Genomic DNA, 17537 nt, shown 5'->3' on the forward strand with positions numbered 1-17537 from the left:
GCGTGAACAATGGACTTGTGGAGTCGGGAAAATCGAACCGTTACGTTATTCTTTTGCGAAAATGATAGGGAACAAGGATTGCTTTGAGTTCCTGTAATGGGCTCGAATCCTTTCTTTGGCCAGTTCCACATCTTTGAGGCGTATCGCCTCATAAAGCTCATGGTGCTCATTCCGGATCGCCTCGATCCGACTCATTATCAGATCATCTGTGCGGAAACGCAGGAAGATCTTTTGCGACAAATCTCTGTATCTGCGAACGAACAGCTCATTACCCGTCATTTCCATTATTGCCACGTGGAACTCTGTGTCAAGAATGAACATCTTCCGGGTAACCTGATTGGAAATAGCATTTTCGTAGGCGATTTTCTGTTTTTCAACCTTCTGCAATCCTTGATCAGTCATATTCCGGATCGCCTGGCTGATAAACCCGACCTCCAGCACTTCACGGATTTCATACAGATCCTCAGCCTCTTTCTGCGTCATTTTGTGAACTGAATATCCCTGGTTCGGAACAAAATCAAGATACCCCTCCTGAGCAAGCATCCCTAAGGCATTATTTACCGGTGTCCGGCTCACCTGAAGCTGTTTGGCCAGATCGACGAAAACTAATCGTTGCCCCGGGACTATCTCGTAATTGAGCATCAGCTCAATGATTCGGTTGTACACCTTTAAGGAGAGATTCTTGTTTTTTTTGATTGCCATACTCTATTATTTTAATATTATGATACATATTTACATATGCTTTCAGCTTTCCAACCGCAAGCAACGTCTCATGCTCATGAACCATGAGCTCTTCCATCAGTATGAATTCTGTGCCAAATTCATAGATAACACGCAACTTTGCATTTTACTATTCCTCCTGACATGTGTCAATCATCGTTAATAATGCAACTTCCAGCCTCCGCCAACCATAACAATGACCTACCGTTTCAACCTTTATTTTTCTTCACCCTATCCATATAAAATATGCACTTTTTGTCGTCTTTTTGGATCAATTATCATATAAGGAAATTCTTGACACTTCTCCGACTGCGTGCAATATTGCATGCAATTGGCGCATTGGCAAGATTCTTTCATATCCAGTGTTGCTGTTACCTGTTAGCACCGAAAAAGAAATCAAACTGACATCTATATAATGTCGGATACTTAGCTCATTAAGGAGAACGCATGAAGATTCACGAGTATCAAGCAAAAGAATTATTCAGGCAGTACGATATTCCTGTGCCTGAAGGCGGAACGGCTACAAATGTTGAAGCTGCCCAGCAAGTCGCTTCTTCCCTCGGTCAGTTTCCAGTTGTTGTTAAAGCCCAGATTCATGCTGGAGGGCGGGGTTTAGGCGGCGGCGTAAAACTTGCCAGCTCCATGGATGAGGTTAAGGTCCTTGCCTCGGAGATAATTGGCATGAACCTGGTCACGCACCAGACCGGCCCGGAAGGGCAACAGGTGAAAACTGTCCTCGTTGAGCAGGGATTGAATATTGCCAAGGAGCTGTATTTAAGTCTGGTTGCAGACCGTGCCACTGGCAAGATTGTCATAATGGCCAGTGAAGCCGGTGGTATGAACATCGAGGAAGTTGCCGAAAAAACACCTGAGAAAATCATCAAAACCTATATCAACCCCCTGGGAACCATTCAGCCATACCACTGCAGGGAGATATGTTTTGGTCTTAACCTTGAAAAAGAGCTGCTCAAGCCGGCTTTTGCCTTACTCAGCAACCTCTACAGACTTTTTATTGACTACGATTGCTCTCTGCTCGAAATCAATCCGCTCATCATTACTGCTGAGAAAGCCATTATCGCCTTGGATGCGAAAATCAATTTTGACTCCAATGCGCTGTTTCGCCATAAGGCACTCCTTGAGTATCGAGATCTTGACGAGGAGGATCCCCTCGAGGTTGAAGCATCCAAATATAACCTCAACTATATAAACTTATCAGGCAATATCGGCAACATGGTCAACGGTGCCGGACTTGCAATGGCGACCATGGACATCATTAAGCAGGCTGGTGCCGAACCCGCCAATTTCCTTGATGTCGGTGGTGGTGCAGATGCTGAAATGGTGGAGAATGGTTTTCGTCTTATCCTGAGCGATCCAAACGTCAAAGGAATTCTGATCAATATTTTCGGAGGAATCCTGCGTTGCGACGTCTTGGCTCAAGGTGTTGTGCAGGCTGCGAAAAAAGTCGACCTCAAGGTACCGGTTGTCGTTCGAATGGAAGGAACGAATGTAGATGAAGGGCGCCGGATACTTGCCGAATCAGGTCTCAATCTCATTACGGCTATCGATCTTGCTGATGCAGCTGCCAAAATTGCCGAGATTGCTCGAAGCTGAAAACAGGAAAACCACATACGAGGCATTACGACATGAGTATATTTGTAAATAACGAAACGAAGGTTCTCGTCCAGGGAATCACCGGCAAAGAGGGACAGTTCCATTCACGCCAGTGTATAGCCTACGGCACAAAAATCGTCGCCGGGGTAACACCTGGGAAAGGCGGCATGATGATGGACGATGTGCCGGTATTTAATACTGTCAAATCGGCGGCCGAGGCTACCGGTGCCAACTGCAGCCTGATTTTCGTACCTCCCGCTTTTGCTGCCGACTCTATTCAGGAAGCAGTCGACGCTGGTATTGATCTTGTTGTCTGCATCACTGAAGGTATCCCGGTTCTGGACATGATGCGGGTGAAGAACTACATGACAGGCTCTTCTACACGATTAATCGGACCGAACTGCCCGGGCATCATCACCCCAGGCTCATGCAAGATTGGCATCATGCCCGCAGCCATCCATAAACCAGGCGGACCGATAGGCGTTGTATCCCGGTCCGGCACCCTCACCTATGAGGTTGTCCACCAATTGACTCGCGAAGGTATAGGACAGACGACCTGCATCGGAATTGGCGGTGACCCTGTAAACGGCACCAACTTTATCGATTGCCTCAAAGCATTTGAGCAAGATGACGAAACAAAAGGGATTGTCATGGTCGGTGAAATAGGTGGAAGCGCCGAAGAGGAGGCAGCTGACTTCATCAAGCAACATGTCACCAAACCAGTAGTCGGTTTTATCGCCGGTCTAACCGCTCCTCCAGGACGTCGTATGGGTCACGCCGGAGCCATTATCAGTGGCGGCAGCGGAACCGGTCAGGCGAAGATTGAGGCCATGAAGGCGAACGGCATTCATGTTTGTGAGAACCTTGGGTCGCTTGGCAAAGTTTGTGTCGATGCCTTTGCAAATGCTGTCTAAAAGCGTTCTGCAAGACACCAGTCACGAGAACTCATAGTACAATACAACGTGATAAATCGTACAGGGTGTGACTTGAATGAGTCGCACCCTGTATGCGTCTCATAGCAAAGAAAAACGTATACAAATCGCTCTATCTGTACCCCGCAGACATCATAAGCAATAACGGAGAGTAATTTTCGCATCATGAATTCTTCAACCCATATTACCATCACCATCTCACGTGGCTGGCTGACGACTGTCGGCGCCACAGGCATCGGCCTGGTGCTGGGTATTCTTTACGTCTGGAGTGTCGTGAAGGCCGGTATTCCCGATGCCTGGGGCTGGTCCAATGCAGATAAAGCCCTGCCCTATTCCATCATGGCTATCGCTTTTTCAATAGCTATGGTACCGGCCGGTCGCCTGCAGGATCGGATTGGACCCCGTCTCATAATAATGATAGGAGGATTTTTAACCGGCCTTGGTTGTATTATCTGTGGACTTGGCGGCAACTCTCTTCTCGCCTATGTCATAGGTTTCGGCATCATTACCGGGACCGGTGTCGGATTCGGTTACAGCGCCCTGACACCCACAGCGATGAAATGGTTTCCCCCTGAAAAAACCGGTCTCATTGTCGGTATCGTTGTTTCCGGAAGCGGCCTGGCTCCGGTATTTTTAGCACCAATCAGCGCCTGGGCTCTCACCTTTTTCCAGACAACGAACAGCCAGGGTGTTATCGAAAAAGGCGTACCTGCCACCATGATCGTTCTCGGTCTTGGCATCTGGCTGGTGGTGGGAACCCTCGTGTCGCTCATCCGTACGCCCCCCTTAGGTTTCTCACCAACACCTGAAAAGCAGATACACAGCAGTAAACCCAAAAACATTCCGAGTGCCGATGCAACATGGAAACAGATGCTCGCCACTGTCCAGTTCTGGTTGTTGTTCTGCATGTTTTTTGCCGGTTCATCCACTGGTCTGATCTTTATCAGCGTCGCCAGTGATCTTGGCAAAAAGACGCTTGGAACCTGGGCATTTTTAGCCGTCATTGTCCTTTCTTTCGGCAATACGGGGGGCCGCCTTCTGGCCGGATTCATATCTGATAAAATTGGCCGGATGGCAACGCTCTTTGCAGAATTTGTCTGCCAGGGGCTGATAGTCAGCCTGCTCTTCTGGCTTACCAAGTCGGGTGGAGGTTCCTGGCCAATTGTGCTTTTTGTGGTATTCATGATTGGTTTGAATTACGGCTCCAACCACACGCTTTTTCCCGCAACCTGCAAAGATTATTACGGTATCAACAACTTTGGTTTCAATTACGGCCTCCTCTTCAGTGCATTTGGAACAGCTGGCCTCATTATGCCATGGCTTAACGGCCTCCTACAGGACATTACCGGGAAACCTGACATTTCCTACATTATGATCATTTGCATGATGGCCGCCTCGGCGATACTGGCCCTGGTCAGTTTACGAATGGGACCGCCTCGTACCCTTTAACCACATTACGTGAGGGAATTATGGCAATTATCACCATCTCCAGAGGGACATACAGTGGCGGCAAGGCCGTTGCTGAGAAACTTGCTCAGAAGCTCAATCACCCTTGCTTGAGCCGTGAAATGCTTATCCAGAAAGCAACGCAGCTCTTTGATCTCAAAGAAGGTCAACTGACAGATGCGATGGAAGAGGCACCGACCATTTTCCGTGGAGATGTTCCTATCTCTACAGCTAATGTGAATTTTGTCCGCGCAGCGCTGCTCCAGCAGATTGAAAACCTTGAACTTGTCTATCATGGGCTAGCAGGTGATCTGCTCTTAAGAGGGGTAAAAAAGATGCTCAGGGTCCGGACCATTGCCAGCCGTGAATACCGAATTAACGCCGCAATGGAGGACCACAACATTGACCATGCTCACGCCTCGGAAATGGTCGACACTCTGGATAGAAAGCGGGACAAATGGGCAATTGAGGTTCTCGGCACAGAATGGAGCGATCCTTCTCTTTATGATGTGGCTATTAATCTCAATTCAATAAGCCTTGACAGCGCCGTTGACACCATTGCCCAAATGAGCCGACTCGATGAGTTCACGGTTGATGATACCACGACCCGCAGTATGAACGACATCATCCTCAGCTCAAATGTCTGGGCTGCGCTGACCATGAACCGCCCTACCCGTGCGGTTCAAGTCCAGATAACCGCCGACGACGGACACGTGGCAATACATGGAGAAGTCGGTTCACGGAAAGTTTCCGAAGCAATAATTGACATCGCTCGGAACGTTAACGGCGTGAAAGAGGTAACGGATAATCTTCGCGTCGGCCTGGCGTGGGTGTGGTAATTCCAACCTGTTCAGCAAAGACGTTTTTGATTACCCCTCATTCTCAGCCGAATAAGGTTAGGTGTGAGGTGTGAGGTGTAAGGTGGAAAGCGTGACATATTGGGAAGTGGTTACTCGACAAAATCTCTACTACTTTCATCTTGTTGGAACGAGCACTATCATTTCATGCAGGCGTTCCTCACTCCTTACCCCTCACTTCATGTAGCGGAGCTTTCGGAGTAATCAGAAAGAAGTTTTTGGCGAGACTTGTTTCCCTCATCTCTTCAGACAGACCAAAGCCACTTATCCAAAAAAATTGGCCCGGGAGTATCATCCCGGGCCAGATCATTACAATCAGTCAATTCTCTTTCTTTGACAGGCAACGTATCCAGGGAGCATAGAGACCATCATATGCCCTTTCTCCATGGTCATAACACGTTCCCCAGGCAACTCAACCTCCATGCAACCAGACTGACAGTGTTTCACCCAGGCAGGCCACCTATGGGAATAATAGCACCATTATGGTGCTTCAACGGAATAGAACTCCAGGCAGGTATCTGGACCCATATTTAACTCTAAGCCGGCTTTTGCTGGGGCTTCACACTCTGCAGCTCCGAACTTTTCAGCAATTGTTCTTGTTACCGGAGTAAAATAGAGCGTGACGATGTTTTTTTCTGCGTCCGTTTTCGAATAAACACCCATATTACGAGGAGCTCCCAGCTTTAAGTAAAGGGCATCAAACGTCATCAGGAGTCTTGATCTCAGTTTTTTGTATTTCACTCCGTTTTCTACTTCAAGTGCATACCAGCTTTCCATGGCGTCCTCCTCACAAAATTTATTTGTTATTGCAGCACCATCCAGCGATAAAAAGCAAAAGCAAACTGGGACGTTCTCAACTTGTCAAAAATTGTACAATTAAAATTTCCTCCTTGTTCTTCTGAATTCTCTTGCCATTCATGATGAATGGGTAATTTGCTGGGGTCTATCCTCAATTATTCTCTTTGGTTGTGAAAACTTTCTATATAATTATCGGTCTCTTCTTGAGATCTAAGTATTAATTTTGAGCCTATAAATGAGTCATAGATTTTCTTATGGCCAATTCTGGATTTTAAATCTGTCCGGGTGTAATAATTTTGAGCCCACTCAATGAGTCTTTTTATACTTACAGTCGATTGAGTACGATTCATATGTTTTTTGCTTTCAGAGACTCTTTGTATAAGTCGCTTATGACATAACTGCCAAGGCATATCCAGCCAAATCAATTCTTGTGCTTCTGGAATGTAGTAATTTATAAGTTCACCAAAAACGCCTTCGACCACCCATTCGTGTTTTTTTTGACTTTCCTTGATTAAACTATCTATTTCTCTTTTTTCTCTTTTTATATTAAAATCATCTGGCTTCCAAAAAAAATCATCTAAACTAACTAATGTTGCTTGATTATTGCATAGTTTTTCTGCCAGCCATGTTTTACCGCTACCTGAGTTACCAGTTATTATGATTTTCATTTCTCTAGCAACGATGTGACAACCAGTGCCATTGTTTGCGTCCGGTTTATTAGCTTGCCACCTTAAATATCTTTTTTAAATAGTACTTTATGGTTTCCTTCTCCAAGATAATTACTGGTTATCTCATAACCATTTTCAATACAATCTCCTTTTAAAATTTCGAAACCCATGCTTTGATGGAATTTTATAGAAAGTTCATTGACAGGTGATGTACATGAAGTAACGGTACTTATTGATGACTTTTTGCATATTTCATAAAACTCATTATAAAGCATTTTTGCTACACCTTGCTTTCTAAAGTTTGGATCCACCCCAGCAAGCTGAATATATGCCTGATTTTTTATACTTTGAGACATGAAGCCAATTAGAAAACCAATAATATTACCATCATTCAATGTAACGAAACTGCTGTTTTGAAAATGAATAAAATAAATTTTCGATAAGCCTGAAGTGAGATCTCTGCCACCCCACCAGTTAGGCATTACATCAATTATTTTCTGATGATCGCCTAAGTTCACATTTCTAGTATTAAAGAACATATTTTTGTACGTAAAAGATAACACGAAAAGTTGACCGGTCAGCTCTGCGAGTTCGGTACAACTGGTAATTACATATCTGATTTTATATGATTTATTTAAATATTGGCTTCATAAAACTTCTTTCGAAACTGATAATACACCGTGTTTCGTCAGCATGTTTGAAAGCTTTAATGCAGGCTTCATCGGTTTTGATCTTCTCCCTGTATTCTTCATATGTTGCCAAACTTTGGAAACTAAAAAGTGCATAAGCAATATTGTTTGCACCTTCATGTGGGAGAAAATACCCATGATGAGTACCACCGAACTTATTGACGAGTGGTATCCACATTTTGGCGTAATCTTCAAATTCATGAATTTTATACGGATCGATAATGTATTTCAAATGACAGGTGATCATATTTTTTTTCTGAAGTTAACGGTGAGTTCTGCGGGAGCCGCGTCTTTTGCGGCTTCCGTAGAAACGCCTTGTTATCTATATATTATATTTCAAAAAAATTGCAGTTACCCCAACTATCAAAAGTAATGTAGGTATTGTCCACACAATAAAAAAACTGTCAACCATGGATTTAATAGGATCTGACTCTCTGTAAATTACAGGAACTTTTTCTCCTGTGTTATAGGACATAAATCTTCCGAGCATTCCTGGTATACACCTATATCTTTTACCAGACTTATCATGAAAGTATATAATTGGATGGTAAACGATTCTATTGCCCCACGAATTACCCGACACATATCGAATTTTACGTTCTTCTATTCCTGTGACATCACCAAATGTTGTGATTGTATTTTTAAAAAAGAGTATCCTTTTTATAAAGTTACCAACTCCAATAACGAACATAATATCTGGGAAATACATAAGGATGTTTACAAGTAAAGTTTCCATTATATTTCCATTAGATAACGTTTAATATATAGACGAAGCATTTTGGGGATTTGCCACCCAGATTTCTCACATTGAGTCACTTCAACATCAAGTAACCCAAGTCCAATCAACCCAAGTGGCCTTACCCTATCAATCACCCATGTACCAGAAATATTTTAGTAATTTAAAATAATAGCTTATCATTTTCGTCGAAGCAAGCAAAAACACGGCAATAAGGTACAGCTACATTAACCGGTTATTTACATATTATATGGATCCATATAATACGCAGAATCATTGTCCATATGCCCCAGAGAACTCTATATTTGCTATGTTTTTCACTGTAATGGCTCAATATAATACGAAATATCCCTCATTATGCCGCACCGCAATAATTGCAAAATAACGTACCTATTTTCAAAATAACTACATAATCAGCTTGTTGAGTAGTACATATTTTTGATCAAACTCTACAGGCCGTCAATAATGGCCCGCGCGAGCCCAGGAAAAATTGGCCCGGGAGGGGTCCCCGGGCCAAGTCATAAAGAACAAAGACTATAGTTATACGCAACTTGAGAAAAAACGTTTAGAAAACAGATCGCTGATGAGCGAGCATTATCTTTCAAAAAAGAAATCAAGGAGCAAAGATTACCATCTTATGCCCTTTCTCCATGGTCGTAACAAGTTCACCAAGCAACCCGAACTCCATACAGCGTGACTGACAATGTTTCACACAGGCAGGCCGCTCACCATTTTTCTGTCTGCTGACACACAGATCACAAAGATCTGTAGGATATGGAAGAAAATCGATGGCCAGACCTTTGAATGTCTCATATTCAAACTCTGCCACTTTAATACCGGTTTTTCCTTCAGGGTAGCCATGCTCCTGCTGACAGGCGACCTCACAGCTATGACATCCGGTGCAATAGTTATAATCAATCAGTAAACCGTATTTAGCCATTGTTCTCTCCCATATTCCCGATCTTCTCCAAGGTGACCAGCGTTGTTTTATACTGCCCCCCGCCAAAACCGGATGTGCTGCACTGGGGGCCCGGAATGAGCTGGTTGATCTGATAGTCCCAGACGCCAAACAGATCAGGCTCAGGACCTTTTAACTCTGGCAACCACCAGCCATGAAGGGTTTGTATATTCTCGGGATGCACCTTGCGGGTAATTTTCACCTTACGCTTCACTTTGCCCATATCATTTTTGATATGGATCCATTCCCCATCGTAGATATTAAATTTCCTCGCAGTATCGGGATGGACCTGCACCAACGGATCAGGTTCTTTTTCTCTTAACCATGGGATACCACGATGCTCGGAGTGGAAAAACAGCTGACTGCGGGCCCCGGTAATCATGATAAGCGGATACTTGGCAAACAGCTCAGGCGTGGCCGTTGGGCTCTGGGGTGGTTCAACATAATGGGGCAGTGGATCGAGCCCCCAGGATTCATAGGTCGTGCAGTAGAGTTCGACCTTGCCCGATTCGGTCTGAAAACCAGGGCTACCGTCTTTGCGCAGTTGCCCCCGCTCATGACGAAGGTATGGCTTGCACGGTCCTTCTTCGGGCATCACCCAGCCACCCTTGTCCTGGATCTCCTTGAAGGTCATGCCCGACGATGCCAGCCGTTCATTAAAGAGATCTTCCACCGAATTCCATCTCTGCATGCCTTCCGGATTGAACCGTTTGGCCATCTCAAAATTTATTTCCCAGTCAGACTTGCACTCACCAACCTGTACACGTTTCTTAATCACCGCCAGTGGTGCCCACCAGGCCCTGAAACTGTCTTTTTCGGCAAAGGTGGCTGCGGGCAGAAAAATATCGGCCAAGGCCATAGAGGTTGGATTATGAAACAGGTCGACAACCACAACAAAATCCAGTTTTTTCAGCGCGTCATAGTGTAACCTTGCCCGTGCCGCCTGGCCACCGAGGATGTTGGCTGTCTGTATCCAGGCACCTTTGATCGGATATGGTTTACCGCTGTTGATCTGATCAATGGCCATATCCGGTTGAGCCCAGCCACGGAAATTCTTCACCATGGGATAAACATCGGCGCCGATCCGTTTTTTTGTCAGCTTCTGTACAAGCTCCTCACCGTAAAGTTCCACCAACTCCTCAGTAGAATATGGATAGGAGGAGACACCATGGGACGGTCGGGCAATGACATTTCCACCAGGCACATCGATATTACCGGTTACTGACCAGAGACAGATAATGGCATGCGCCACCGAAGTACCTTCAGGCGACATGTCCACCGGTACTCCCCAATGCACCGCTGCAGGTTTACTTTTTGCGTAAAAAGTTGCGGCTGCCTCAATTGACTCTGCCGGTACACCTGTAATGGCTGCAACTTTGTCCAGAGGATATTCCTGTACCCGTTCCCGCAACTTAGCAAAACCGTGGGTCCAGTTTCTGACAAAGTCTGCATCATACAGATCTTTATTGATAATGACGTTGAGCATGCCAAGAGCCAGTGCGGCATCTGTGCCAGGGCGAAGCTGAAGATGATGTTCAGCCCGTGTCGTCATCCAGGTTTGTCGCGGGTCAACCGAGATAATCTTGGTCCCCATGCGCATACAATCGACCACCCAATGCCCCATAAAGGCATCTGGACAGCCATTCGCCGGGTCCTGCCCCCAGACCATGATCACCTCAGGCCTCTGCCAGGCGGGATCTTCGTAACGTTTTTCTAAAAATTGTGAACAGTCGGTGACCGTAAAATCGCCCATCACAGCTTTCATGGCACCAAGACGCGGAGTATAACAGGATTGGCCCGAAAGCCCGAGCTGCGCCCAATTGGGGCTGCCGTAACTGTAGGTGAGAAAAGAGATGGGTCCGCCGATGTCCCTGCCAGTACCCTGGGCAAAAATCATCGCCTCTGCACCATACTCACCCCTGATGATTTTCATCTTCTTTTCACAGATATCAAATGCCTCATCCCAGGAGATTGGTTCGAACTTCCCTTCTCCCCTTTTCCCTACCCGCTTGAGCGGTTGGGTTATCCGATCAGGATGATACATATATTGCGTCATGGCCAGAACCCGCGGACAGGAGCGCCCCTGGTTAAAAGGGTTGTCTTCATCTCCCTCAACCTTGACCACCTTGCCATCCCGAACATAGAGTTTTTGCCCGCATCCGCCATGGCAGCCTGGCCCGGCCGACCAGGTAACAGTTTTGAATAGCTTGGTATCACTCATATAAACTCTCCATTTATGATGAAGTCAAAATGCATCATTGGTCTATTGCAGGTTGCCAATCAAAGAGACAATCTATGCCGGTTCCGCCTGTGGACAGGCAACGATTGCCTGAAGGCTACTTTGAAGTCACACAGCCAAGGACAACTCTATCAAGCATTCTTTGTATAAGTCCATCAGGCAGCGAAGATGATCTCTCCGGCATATTCCGCAAGACAAATAGTTAAGCTTTTAACTTCTATAGATAAATTCATATTCACAGCAATTATTACTGGCAAAATAATTATTTTCACAACGTACCATACATTACATGTCATTTCCAATGCAATGTGAGGATGTCACTCTGCACTTCTGTAAATAAGGCAACCACGCTTGACGGTAGATTTTTTTTTGAGTAATAGAAGGTAAATATTTTAACAGCGCAGCAGATTGCCATCACAGATCTGCATATTTCGAGTTATGTAATAGGCCAAGCCACCCAGACTCGCTCTGGGGTGGCTTTTTTTATTTACGGCTCTGATATATGAGATTTGGTAATGACAGCAAAACTCCTTGTTATCGATAATTACGACTCGTTTACCTACAATCTGGTACAGATGTTTCGCCAATACCCGTTGACGATCCAGGTACATCGAAGTGATCAGATCGATTTAGATGGCGTCGCCTCCTATTCTCCGGACTATATCCTCATCAGTCCCGGTCCTAAAGAACCATCAAGTGCCGGCATCTCAATACCTCTGATTAAAGCTTGGTACCAAAAGGTACCGATCTTAGGTGTCTGCCTGGGGATGCAATGCATAAATGAAGCATTTGGCGGTCTCACCATTCGCTCCCCCCTGCCAATGCACGGCAAAACTTCCGATATTTTCCATCAGGGCCAAGGCGTTTTTCAAGGTCTCCCCTCGCCCTTTCGTGCTGCCCGCTATCACTCTCTGGTTGTACAGCCCGATGTGTCTGCCTTGCGCGACGACCTGACGATCACGGCCCGTACCGAAGACGAAATTATCATGGGGCTATCACATCGCTACGCCCCCCTCCATGGAGTGCAATTTCATCCTGAAAGCTTTCTCACAGACCACGGATTCCAAATGGTAGAGAATTTTCTCAATCTCGGCTCAATGGAGAGAATATGAAAAATGATGCGCAGGAAAATCTTAGCGTACACCTTGGCCGCCTGTCCGGTGTACATATCGAGAACATCGATTTAGATATTGATTTTATAGAATTAGCAGCCCGTTTTTCCCACATACCTGGCACCGTTGTGTTACTCAGCGGCGGGGATCTCGACTGCGCACGCTACCACATTATGGGCGCATTACCGTGGTTGACCCTGTCAGCAGACACCCAGCAGGCAAATGTTATAATTGATCAGGAAACGTTCACCCTTGATAGCAACCCCTTTGAACTCCTCCGTTGGCTCATTACTCAACTGACGCTCCCAACAGGCGATTGGCCTCCCCCACTGGCTGCCGGTTTTTTAGGCTATCTTTCCTACGACTTGAAAAATTGTCTCGAACAACTTCCGAACACCGGTGTGGATGATCTCAAACTCCCCGAAATGCTTCTCTATGCCCACTCACTGTTAGTAGTGCATGATAAAGAGACGAACACAACGCAATTATTGATACCACACCGTGATGGAGTTTCACCTGCAGCATGTCGAGATGTGGATTTCCTGAAAGCGCAGTTTTATGCTATGTCAGCCAAAAGCTCAGCCAAATCGTTATCCACTGCTGACGGCTTCAATGAATTAACATCAAACTTCAGCCAGACTGGTTACGAAGAGGCAATTCAGCAGATACTTGAATACATTAGCGCCGGAGATGTTTACCAGGTCAATCTTTCTCAGCGATTTCAAGTGCCCTTTTCCGGTGATACTTTTGCGCTGTTCAGCCATCTTTACCAGAAAAATCCTGCGCCATTTTTTGCCTATGTTCAAGCCGGCGATCACCAGATTGTCTCTACATCTCCAGAGCGATTTCTGCTCCGCTCAGGTTCACGGATAGAAGCACGGCCCATTAAGGGTACCATGCCACGTGGAAAAACAGCGTCTGAGGATCAGGATATGCGTCAGGCCCTGATCAGCAGCACCAAGGATGATGCCGAATTGTCCATGATAGTAGATCTGCTGCGCAATGATATCGGAAAGGTGTGCGCACCTTTTTCCGTACATGTTGCCGAGCATAAGCGTATGGAAGCATACCAAAACGTCTTTCATCAAGTATCAATCGTCGAAGGTAAACTCGATTCCGACAAAGACACCGTTGATCTTATCACGGCCACCTTTCCAGGTGGTTCCATCACCGGATGCCCCAAGATACGCGCCATGGAAATCATTGATGAGCTGGAAAGCCACCGCCGTCATGTGTACTGTGGCAGCATCGGCTACCTGAGCTTTCACGACACCATGGATCTCTCCATTGCCATTCGCACCGCCACGGTTGTCAACAACACCCTCTCTTTTTCAGTGGGAGGAGGTATTGTCTTCGATTCGATCCCCAAATCTGAATATGAAGAAACTCTTCATAAAGGCAAAACACTGATTGAAGCTTGCCTGAGAGGAGCTTAATCAGGCTATGAATTGAAACATGGCGTGAAGATTATTTACAAACCCAGCCCCAACTGCTCTGGTCAAGAATTGGTTAACACCCAAATGACTCAACTCAGAACGAAAAAGGTTTTTGTCTCATGTTGAGACATGTTTAAGTATGAGACAAAGACCTTTTTTTGATGAAAAAGCAGCAATTTGGAAATTATTGCACTCGAGACTGTCTCGTTATGAAACACTTGTTGTGCAAATTTACTTGAACCTTTTTGAAATTGACTAAAACATGTGTAGAACATCTCTTTTCCGCCAGGAAAAAAGGTAACCTTTCAATCATATCTTGTCATAACAATTGCATAGAAGTCATTACAGCGGAAAATTTCTGCAGCGACCCTATCGATTCGATTCTACGAACACTTCGCAAATCTGAGCCATAAATCTTCTGGCACGCTTCTCGCTTACTGATCACCGACAATACACTACAAGGATGCACAAGCCTGAACAGGAGGTCATTTGTGAGGTCGGTTGATATTATAATAATTGGCGGAGGTTTATCCGGATCTGCGGTGGCCTACGGACTGGCACGAAAGAATGCCGGCAAAGTGCTGCTGTTTGATGAACAGCTGTCAGCACAACGCTTGTCCCGAGGAAACTTCGGACTCACCTGGTTTATGTGCAAAGGCGGTAACAATCCGGCCTATGCCCAGTGGTGCAGAATGGCCACCCGCGCCTGGCCCAACTTTGCCGCAGAACTTGAAGAAGAGACAGGCTATGACCTGGAACTTGAATGGAATGGCGGAGCAATTCACGCCATTGGCGAAGAACAGTTTGCAGCACATGCAGCATCCATAGAAAATTTAAAAAAGATCTGCGCAGAAGTCGGAATGGATTACCCGGTTCGCATGCTGAACCGGGCTGAATTTGCCGACCTCATTCCGGGCATGACTATCGGAGAGCAGGTTTCAGGAGCCATGTTCACAGAGGATCAAGGTCACGTCAATCCTCTCAAATTGCTTGGTGCCATGCGCTGCGCCTTTCAAAAGCGGGGTGGAACATACCTCTGTGGTGAGTCCGTCACCTCAGTATCCCCGCAAAAAAACGGTACCTTCATTATCCACACCAGCATGGACCAATATTGCTGTGACAAAGTGATTATCGCCGCCGGTCACGGTTCCGCCAAATTGCTTGCACCACTTGGGGTGAAGTTGAACATCTATCCTCAGCGCGGTCAGTTGATGGTCACTGAACGCCAAAAAAAGGTTATGACGTTTCCGGTGCTAGCTGTGCGACAGACCAAAGATGGCAGTTTCATGGTTGGCCTGTCTACTGAAGATACCGCCCACGACAGCCGTGTTACCGTCGAAGCCATGAAAAATCAAGCGACTGGTGCTCTCCAACTTTTCCCCGACCTTGCCAAGGTCAACTGGACAAGAGCCTGGGGTTCGGTGCGGGTGATGACGCCTGACGGAGCACCAATCTATTCCAAACTGGAAGAGTATCCGGACATCACCGTTATGGCACTCCACAGTGCCGTTTCTCTTGCACCTTTAAAACTATCTGCCATTGCCCCCTGGATTATGGGCGAAGGTGAAGACAAACTCATCTCCTCCTTCAGCAACGGACGCTTCAATGTTTAAACAACAACACCCAACCAAAGCTGTTTCCGTCCTGCTTGACGGACGACCATCCTCACTGCCCGGTGGCATGAGCGTTGCGGCGGCACTTCTCGCCACTGGTGAAATAGTGTCCAGACTGTCGCCATCATCAGGCAAACCGTGCTCACCCCATTGCCTGATGGGAATCTGTTATGAGTGCCTCATGGAAATCGACGGATACCAGCGCCAGGCCTGCATGACCGAAGTCCAGGAGGGTATGGTGATTAACCGGAATATCCTTAAAAACAAGGAGGATCAGCATGAGCATGCAGCATGATGCCGTGGTCATCGGTGCAGGTCCTGCCGGGCTGGCTGCAGCGAGCCGTCTGGCTGAGCTCGGTCTGGATGTGCTCACCCTTGATGAGCAGTTTCGCCTGGGTGGCCAGATCTATCGTCATATAGAAAAGGCAAGCGACCAACAATTCCGTTTTCTCGGTGATGACTATGCTCGGGGGCAAATCCTTGCAGCCCGTTTCAGGAAAAGCGGCGCAAAATATGAGAGTAGTGCAACCGTATGGCAGATCGAACCGGATGGCAGTATCTGCTATTCCCGCCATGGAAAATCAAAGAGAATAAAAGGTTCCTATATCATTGCGGCAACAGGTGCGATGGAGCGCCCGGTACCGCTTCCTGGCTGGAACTTGCCGGGAGTTATAGGCGCTGGGGCGGCCAATAACCTGGCTAAAGAAGCTGGGCTCCAACCGGATGTCCCGCTTGTTATAGCCGGCAGTGGTCCGCTTCTCCTGCTTGAAGCCACCCAACTCATCAAGAAAGGGGCAAAGATCGAAGCGATACTCGATACAACACCCCAGATTCCTCCACTTTCAGCAGCCCCCAAAATCCCACCTGCGTTGTTGCGAACCGATTTCCTCCTCAAAGGAGTGGCCATGATGCAGATGATCCGCCGCTCATCCGTACCCTACCTCAAGGGTGTGACCGATATCCGCTGCCTGGGCAGTGAACAGGTTACAGGGGTCGAAGCACGTCAAGGCGATCGTACTCTCACATTTGACGCTAAAATGGTGCTGCTGCACTTCGGCGTCATTCCCAACACGCATATATTCCGACAGGCCGGCTGTCGTATGGCCTGGAAAAATGATCAACGCTACTGGCATCCAGTCTGCGACAACTGGGGCCGGACCAATTTCGAGCGAATTTTTGCCGCCGGTGACGGAGCTGCGGTATACGGAGCCCTGGCCGCTGAGTATAAAGGTGAACTTGCCGCCCTTGAAACTGCACGCTGCCTCGGTATTCTACCAGAGTATGAGCGGGACGCATTAGCTGCACCACTTCGGGCAGCGCTGAAAAAGGATATGTATCCGCGACCTCTCATCGATGCTCTGTTCAGTCCACATTTCGATGCAACTGCTCTTCCCGACGAAACGGTATTATGCCGATGCGAGCACGTAACCGTTGGTGACATTCGCAAAGTGGTGGCTGAAGGAGTTCATGAGGTCAATGAGGTGAAGATCATAACCCGTTCCGGCATGGGTCCATGTCAGGGACGAATGTGCGGGCCGGCACTTGCCGAAATCGTCGCGAGCGAAAGCGGTGTTTCAATACAAAAAGCAGGATTACTGAACATCCGCCCACCCCTGAAACCGATCCCCTTGGATGAGGTCGCCACAATGGATCTGGGCCCTGATGGCTCAGGACCTGCCAATTTATTCAAAAATCAAAGTAAATAGAAAATATTGGTGAAGA

General features: G+C 46.8%; 17 protein-coding genes. 9 read left to right on the plus strand and 8 right to left on the minus strand.

Annotated elements, in window-relative coordinates; translation table 11 throughout:
- Positions 1-45: 45 nt before the first annotated feature.
- Positions 46-702 (minus strand): GntR family transcriptional regulator, encoded by a 657-nt coding sequence (locus tag BUF15_RS02820; protein WP_073611939.1) that lies wholly within the window; start codon positions 700-702, stop codon positions 46-48.
- Positions 703-1167: 465 nt separating this feature from the next.
- Here BUF15_RS02820 and sucC point away from each other — a divergent pair, with 465 nt between their 5' ends.
- The 4 genes from sucC (at position 1168) to BUF15_RS02845 (ending at position 5548) form a co-directional block, all read left to right on the plus strand.
- Positions 1168-2331, plus strand: coding sequence for an ADP-forming succinate--CoA ligase subunit beta (gene sucC, locus BUF15_RS02830; protein ID WP_073611941.1), 1164 nt, complete (start codon positions 1168-1170; stop codon positions 2329-2331).
- A 32-nt stretch (positions 2332-2363) separates the two neighbouring features.
- The gene (gene sucD, locus BUF15_RS02835; RefSeq protein ID WP_073611942.1) at positions 2364-3245 is read left to right on the plus strand and encodes a succinate--CoA ligase subunit alpha; all 882 of its coding nucleotides are present in this window, start codon (positions 2364-2366) and stop codon (positions 3243-3245) included.
- Between the two features lie 183 nt (positions 3246-3428).
- Positions 3429-4712: an L-lactate MFS transporter gene (locus tag BUF15_RS02840; RefSeq protein ID WP_073611943.1), complete on the plus strand. Its 1284-nt coding sequence runs from the start codon at positions 3429-3431 to the stop codon at positions 4710-4712.
- 20 nt (positions 4713-4732) lie between these two features.
- The gene (locus BUF15_RS02845; RefSeq protein WP_073611944.1) at positions 4733-5548 is read left to right on the plus strand and encodes a cytidylate kinase family protein; all 816 of its coding nucleotides are present in this window, start codon (positions 4733-4735) and stop codon (positions 5546-5548) included.
- Positions 5549-6046: 498 nt separating this feature from the next.
- Here BUF15_RS02845 and BUF15_RS02850 read toward each other — a convergent pair whose 3' ends face one another.
- The 7 genes from BUF15_RS02850 to BUF15_RS02880 all read right to left on the minus strand — a co-directional run bounded on the left by BUF15_RS02850 (position 6047) and on the right by BUF15_RS02880 (position 11636).
- Positions 6047-6343 (minus strand): hypothetical protein, encoded by a 297-nt coding sequence (locus BUF15_RS02850; protein WP_073611945.1) that lies wholly within the window; start codon positions 6341-6343, stop codon positions 6047-6049.
- 176 nt (positions 6344-6519) lie between these two features.
- Positions 6520-7032, minus strand: a complete 513-nt coding sequence (locus BUF15_RS02855; protein ID WP_073611946.1) for an AAA family ATPase — start codon at positions 7030-7032, stop codon at positions 6520-6522.
- A 62-nt stretch (positions 7033-7094) separates the two neighbouring features.
- Positions 7095-7571 carry a GNAT family N-acetyltransferase gene (locus BUF15_RS02860; RefSeq protein ID WP_073611947.1) on the minus strand — a complete coding sequence of 159 codons (477 nt, stop codon included), beginning with the start codon at positions 7569-7571 and terminating at the stop codon, positions 7095-7097.
- Positions 7572-7662: 91 nt separating this feature from the next.
- Positions 7663-7968: an NIPSNAP family protein gene (locus BUF15_RS02865; RefSeq protein ID WP_073611948.1), complete on the minus strand. Its 306-nt coding sequence runs from the start codon at positions 7966-7968 to the stop codon at positions 7663-7665.
- Between the two features lie 75 nt (positions 7969-8043).
- On the minus strand, positions 8044-8457 hold the full coding sequence (locus tag BUF15_RS02870) for a DUF3592 domain-containing protein (RefSeq protein WP_073611949.1): 414 nt from the start codon (positions 8455-8457) through the stop codon (positions 8044-8046).
- 613 nt (positions 8458-9070) lie between these two features.
- Entirely contained in the window at positions 9071-9397 is a 327-nt protein-coding gene (locus BUF15_RS02875; protein ID WP_073611950.1) for a 4Fe-4S dicluster domain-containing protein, read from the minus strand.
- Positions 9390-11636: a molybdopterin-containing oxidoreductase family protein gene (locus BUF15_RS02880; RefSeq protein ID WP_073611951.1), complete on the minus strand. Its 2247-nt coding sequence runs from the start codon at positions 11634-11636 to the stop codon at positions 9390-9392. The genes BUF15_RS02875 and BUF15_RS02880 overlap by 8 nt, the downstream gene beginning before the upstream one ends.
- A gap of 533 nt (positions 11637-12169) precedes the next feature.
- On the opposite strand from BUF15_RS02880, the gene BUF15_RS02885 reads away from it, so the two are divergent.
- The 5 genes from BUF15_RS02885 to BUF15_RS02905 all read left to right on the plus strand — a co-directional run bounded on the left by BUF15_RS02885 (position 12170) and on the right by BUF15_RS02905 (position 17521).
- Positions 12170-12766 carry an anthranilate synthase component II gene (locus tag BUF15_RS02885; protein WP_073611952.1) on the plus strand — a complete coding sequence of 199 codons (597 nt, stop codon included), beginning with the start codon at positions 12170-12172 and terminating at the stop codon, positions 12764-12766.
- Positions 12763-14202, plus strand: coding sequence for an aminodeoxychorismate synthase component I (pabB, locus tag BUF15_RS02890; protein ID WP_073611953.1), 1440 nt, complete (start codon positions 12763-12765; stop codon positions 14200-14202). The genes BUF15_RS02885 and pabB overlap by 4 nt, the downstream gene beginning before the upstream one ends.
- A gap of 491 nt (positions 14203-14693) precedes the next feature.
- Positions 14694-15815: an NAD(P)/FAD-dependent oxidoreductase gene (locus BUF15_RS02895; protein WP_159441208.1), complete on the plus strand. Its 1122-nt coding sequence runs from the start codon at positions 14694-14696 to the stop codon at positions 15813-15815.
- Entirely contained in the window at positions 15808-16110 is a 303-nt protein-coding gene (locus BUF15_RS02900) for a (2Fe-2S)-binding protein (protein WP_073611955.1), read from the plus strand. Before BUF15_RS02895 ends, BUF15_RS02900 begins: the two co-directional genes overlap by 8 nt.
- Entirely contained in the window at positions 16094-17521 is a 1428-nt protein-coding gene (locus BUF15_RS02905; RefSeq protein ID WP_073611956.1) for an FAD/NAD(P)-dependent oxidoreductase, read from the plus strand. Before BUF15_RS02900 ends, BUF15_RS02905 begins: the two co-directional genes overlap by 17 nt.
- The last annotated feature ends 16 nt before the right edge of the window (positions 17522-17537 follow it).

Source organism: Desulfopila aestuarii DSM 18488, from assembly GCF_900143695.1.
Classification (GTDB): domain Bacteria; phylum Desulfobacterota; class Desulfobulbia; order Desulfobulbales; family Desulfocapsaceae; genus Desulfopila; species Desulfopila aestuarii.

Coding starts and splice junctions, on each gene's coding strand:
- BUF15_RS02820 (WP_073611939.1), bottom strand. CDS start 702: ATGGCAATCAAAAAAAACAAGAATCTCTCCTTAAAGGTGTACAACCGA.
- sucC (WP_073611941.1), top strand. CDS start 1,168: ATGAAGATTCACGAGTATCAAGCAAAAGAATTATTCAGGCAGTACGAT.
- sucD (WP_073611942.1), top strand. CDS start 2,364: ATGAGTATATTTGTAAATAACGAAACGAAGGTTCTCGTCCAGGGAATC.
- BUF15_RS02840 (WP_073611943.1), top strand. CDS start 3,429: ATGAATTCTTCAACCCATATTACCATCACCATCTCACGTGGCTGGCTG.
- BUF15_RS02845 (WP_073611944.1), top strand. CDS start 4,733: ATGGCAATTATCACCATCTCCAGAGGGACATACAGTGGCGGCAAGGCC.
- BUF15_RS02850 (WP_073611945.1), bottom strand. CDS start 6,343: ATGGAAAGCTGGTATGCACTTGAAGTAGAAAACGGAGTGAAATACAAA.
- BUF15_RS02855 (WP_073611946.1), bottom strand. CDS start 7,032: ATGAAAATCATAATAACTGGTAACTCAGGTAGCGGTAAAACATGGCTG.
- BUF15_RS02860 (WP_073611947.1), bottom strand. CDS start 7,571: ATGTTCTTTAATACTAGAAATGTGAACTTAGGCGATCATCAGAAAATA.
- BUF15_RS02865 (WP_073611948.1), bottom strand. CDS start 7,968: ATGATCACCTGTCATTTGAAATACATTATCGATCCGTATAAAATTCAT.
- BUF15_RS02870 (WP_073611949.1), bottom strand. CDS start 8,457: ATGGAAACTTTACTTGTAAACATCCTTATGTATTTCCCAGATATTATG.
- BUF15_RS02875 (WP_073611950.1), bottom strand. CDS start 9,397: ATGGCTAAATACGGTTTACTGATTGATTATAACTATTGCACCGGATGT.
- BUF15_RS02880 (WP_073611951.1), bottom strand. CDS start 11,636: ATGAGTGATACCAAGCTATTCAAAACTGTTACCTGGTCGGCCGGGCCA.
- BUF15_RS02885 (WP_073611952.1), top strand. CDS start 12,170: ATGACAGCAAAACTCCTTGTTATCGATAATTACGACTCGTTTACCTAC.
- pabB (WP_073611953.1), top strand. CDS start 12,763: ATGAAAAATGATGCGCAGGAAAATCTTAGCGTACACCTTGGCCGCCTG.
- BUF15_RS02900 (WP_073611955.1), top strand. CDS start 15,808: ATGTTTAAACAACAACACCCAACCAAAGCTGTTTCCGTCCTGCTTGAC.
- BUF15_RS02905 (WP_073611956.1), top strand. CDS start 16,094: ATGAGCATGCAGCATGATGCCGTGGTCATCGGTGCAGGTCCTGCCGGG.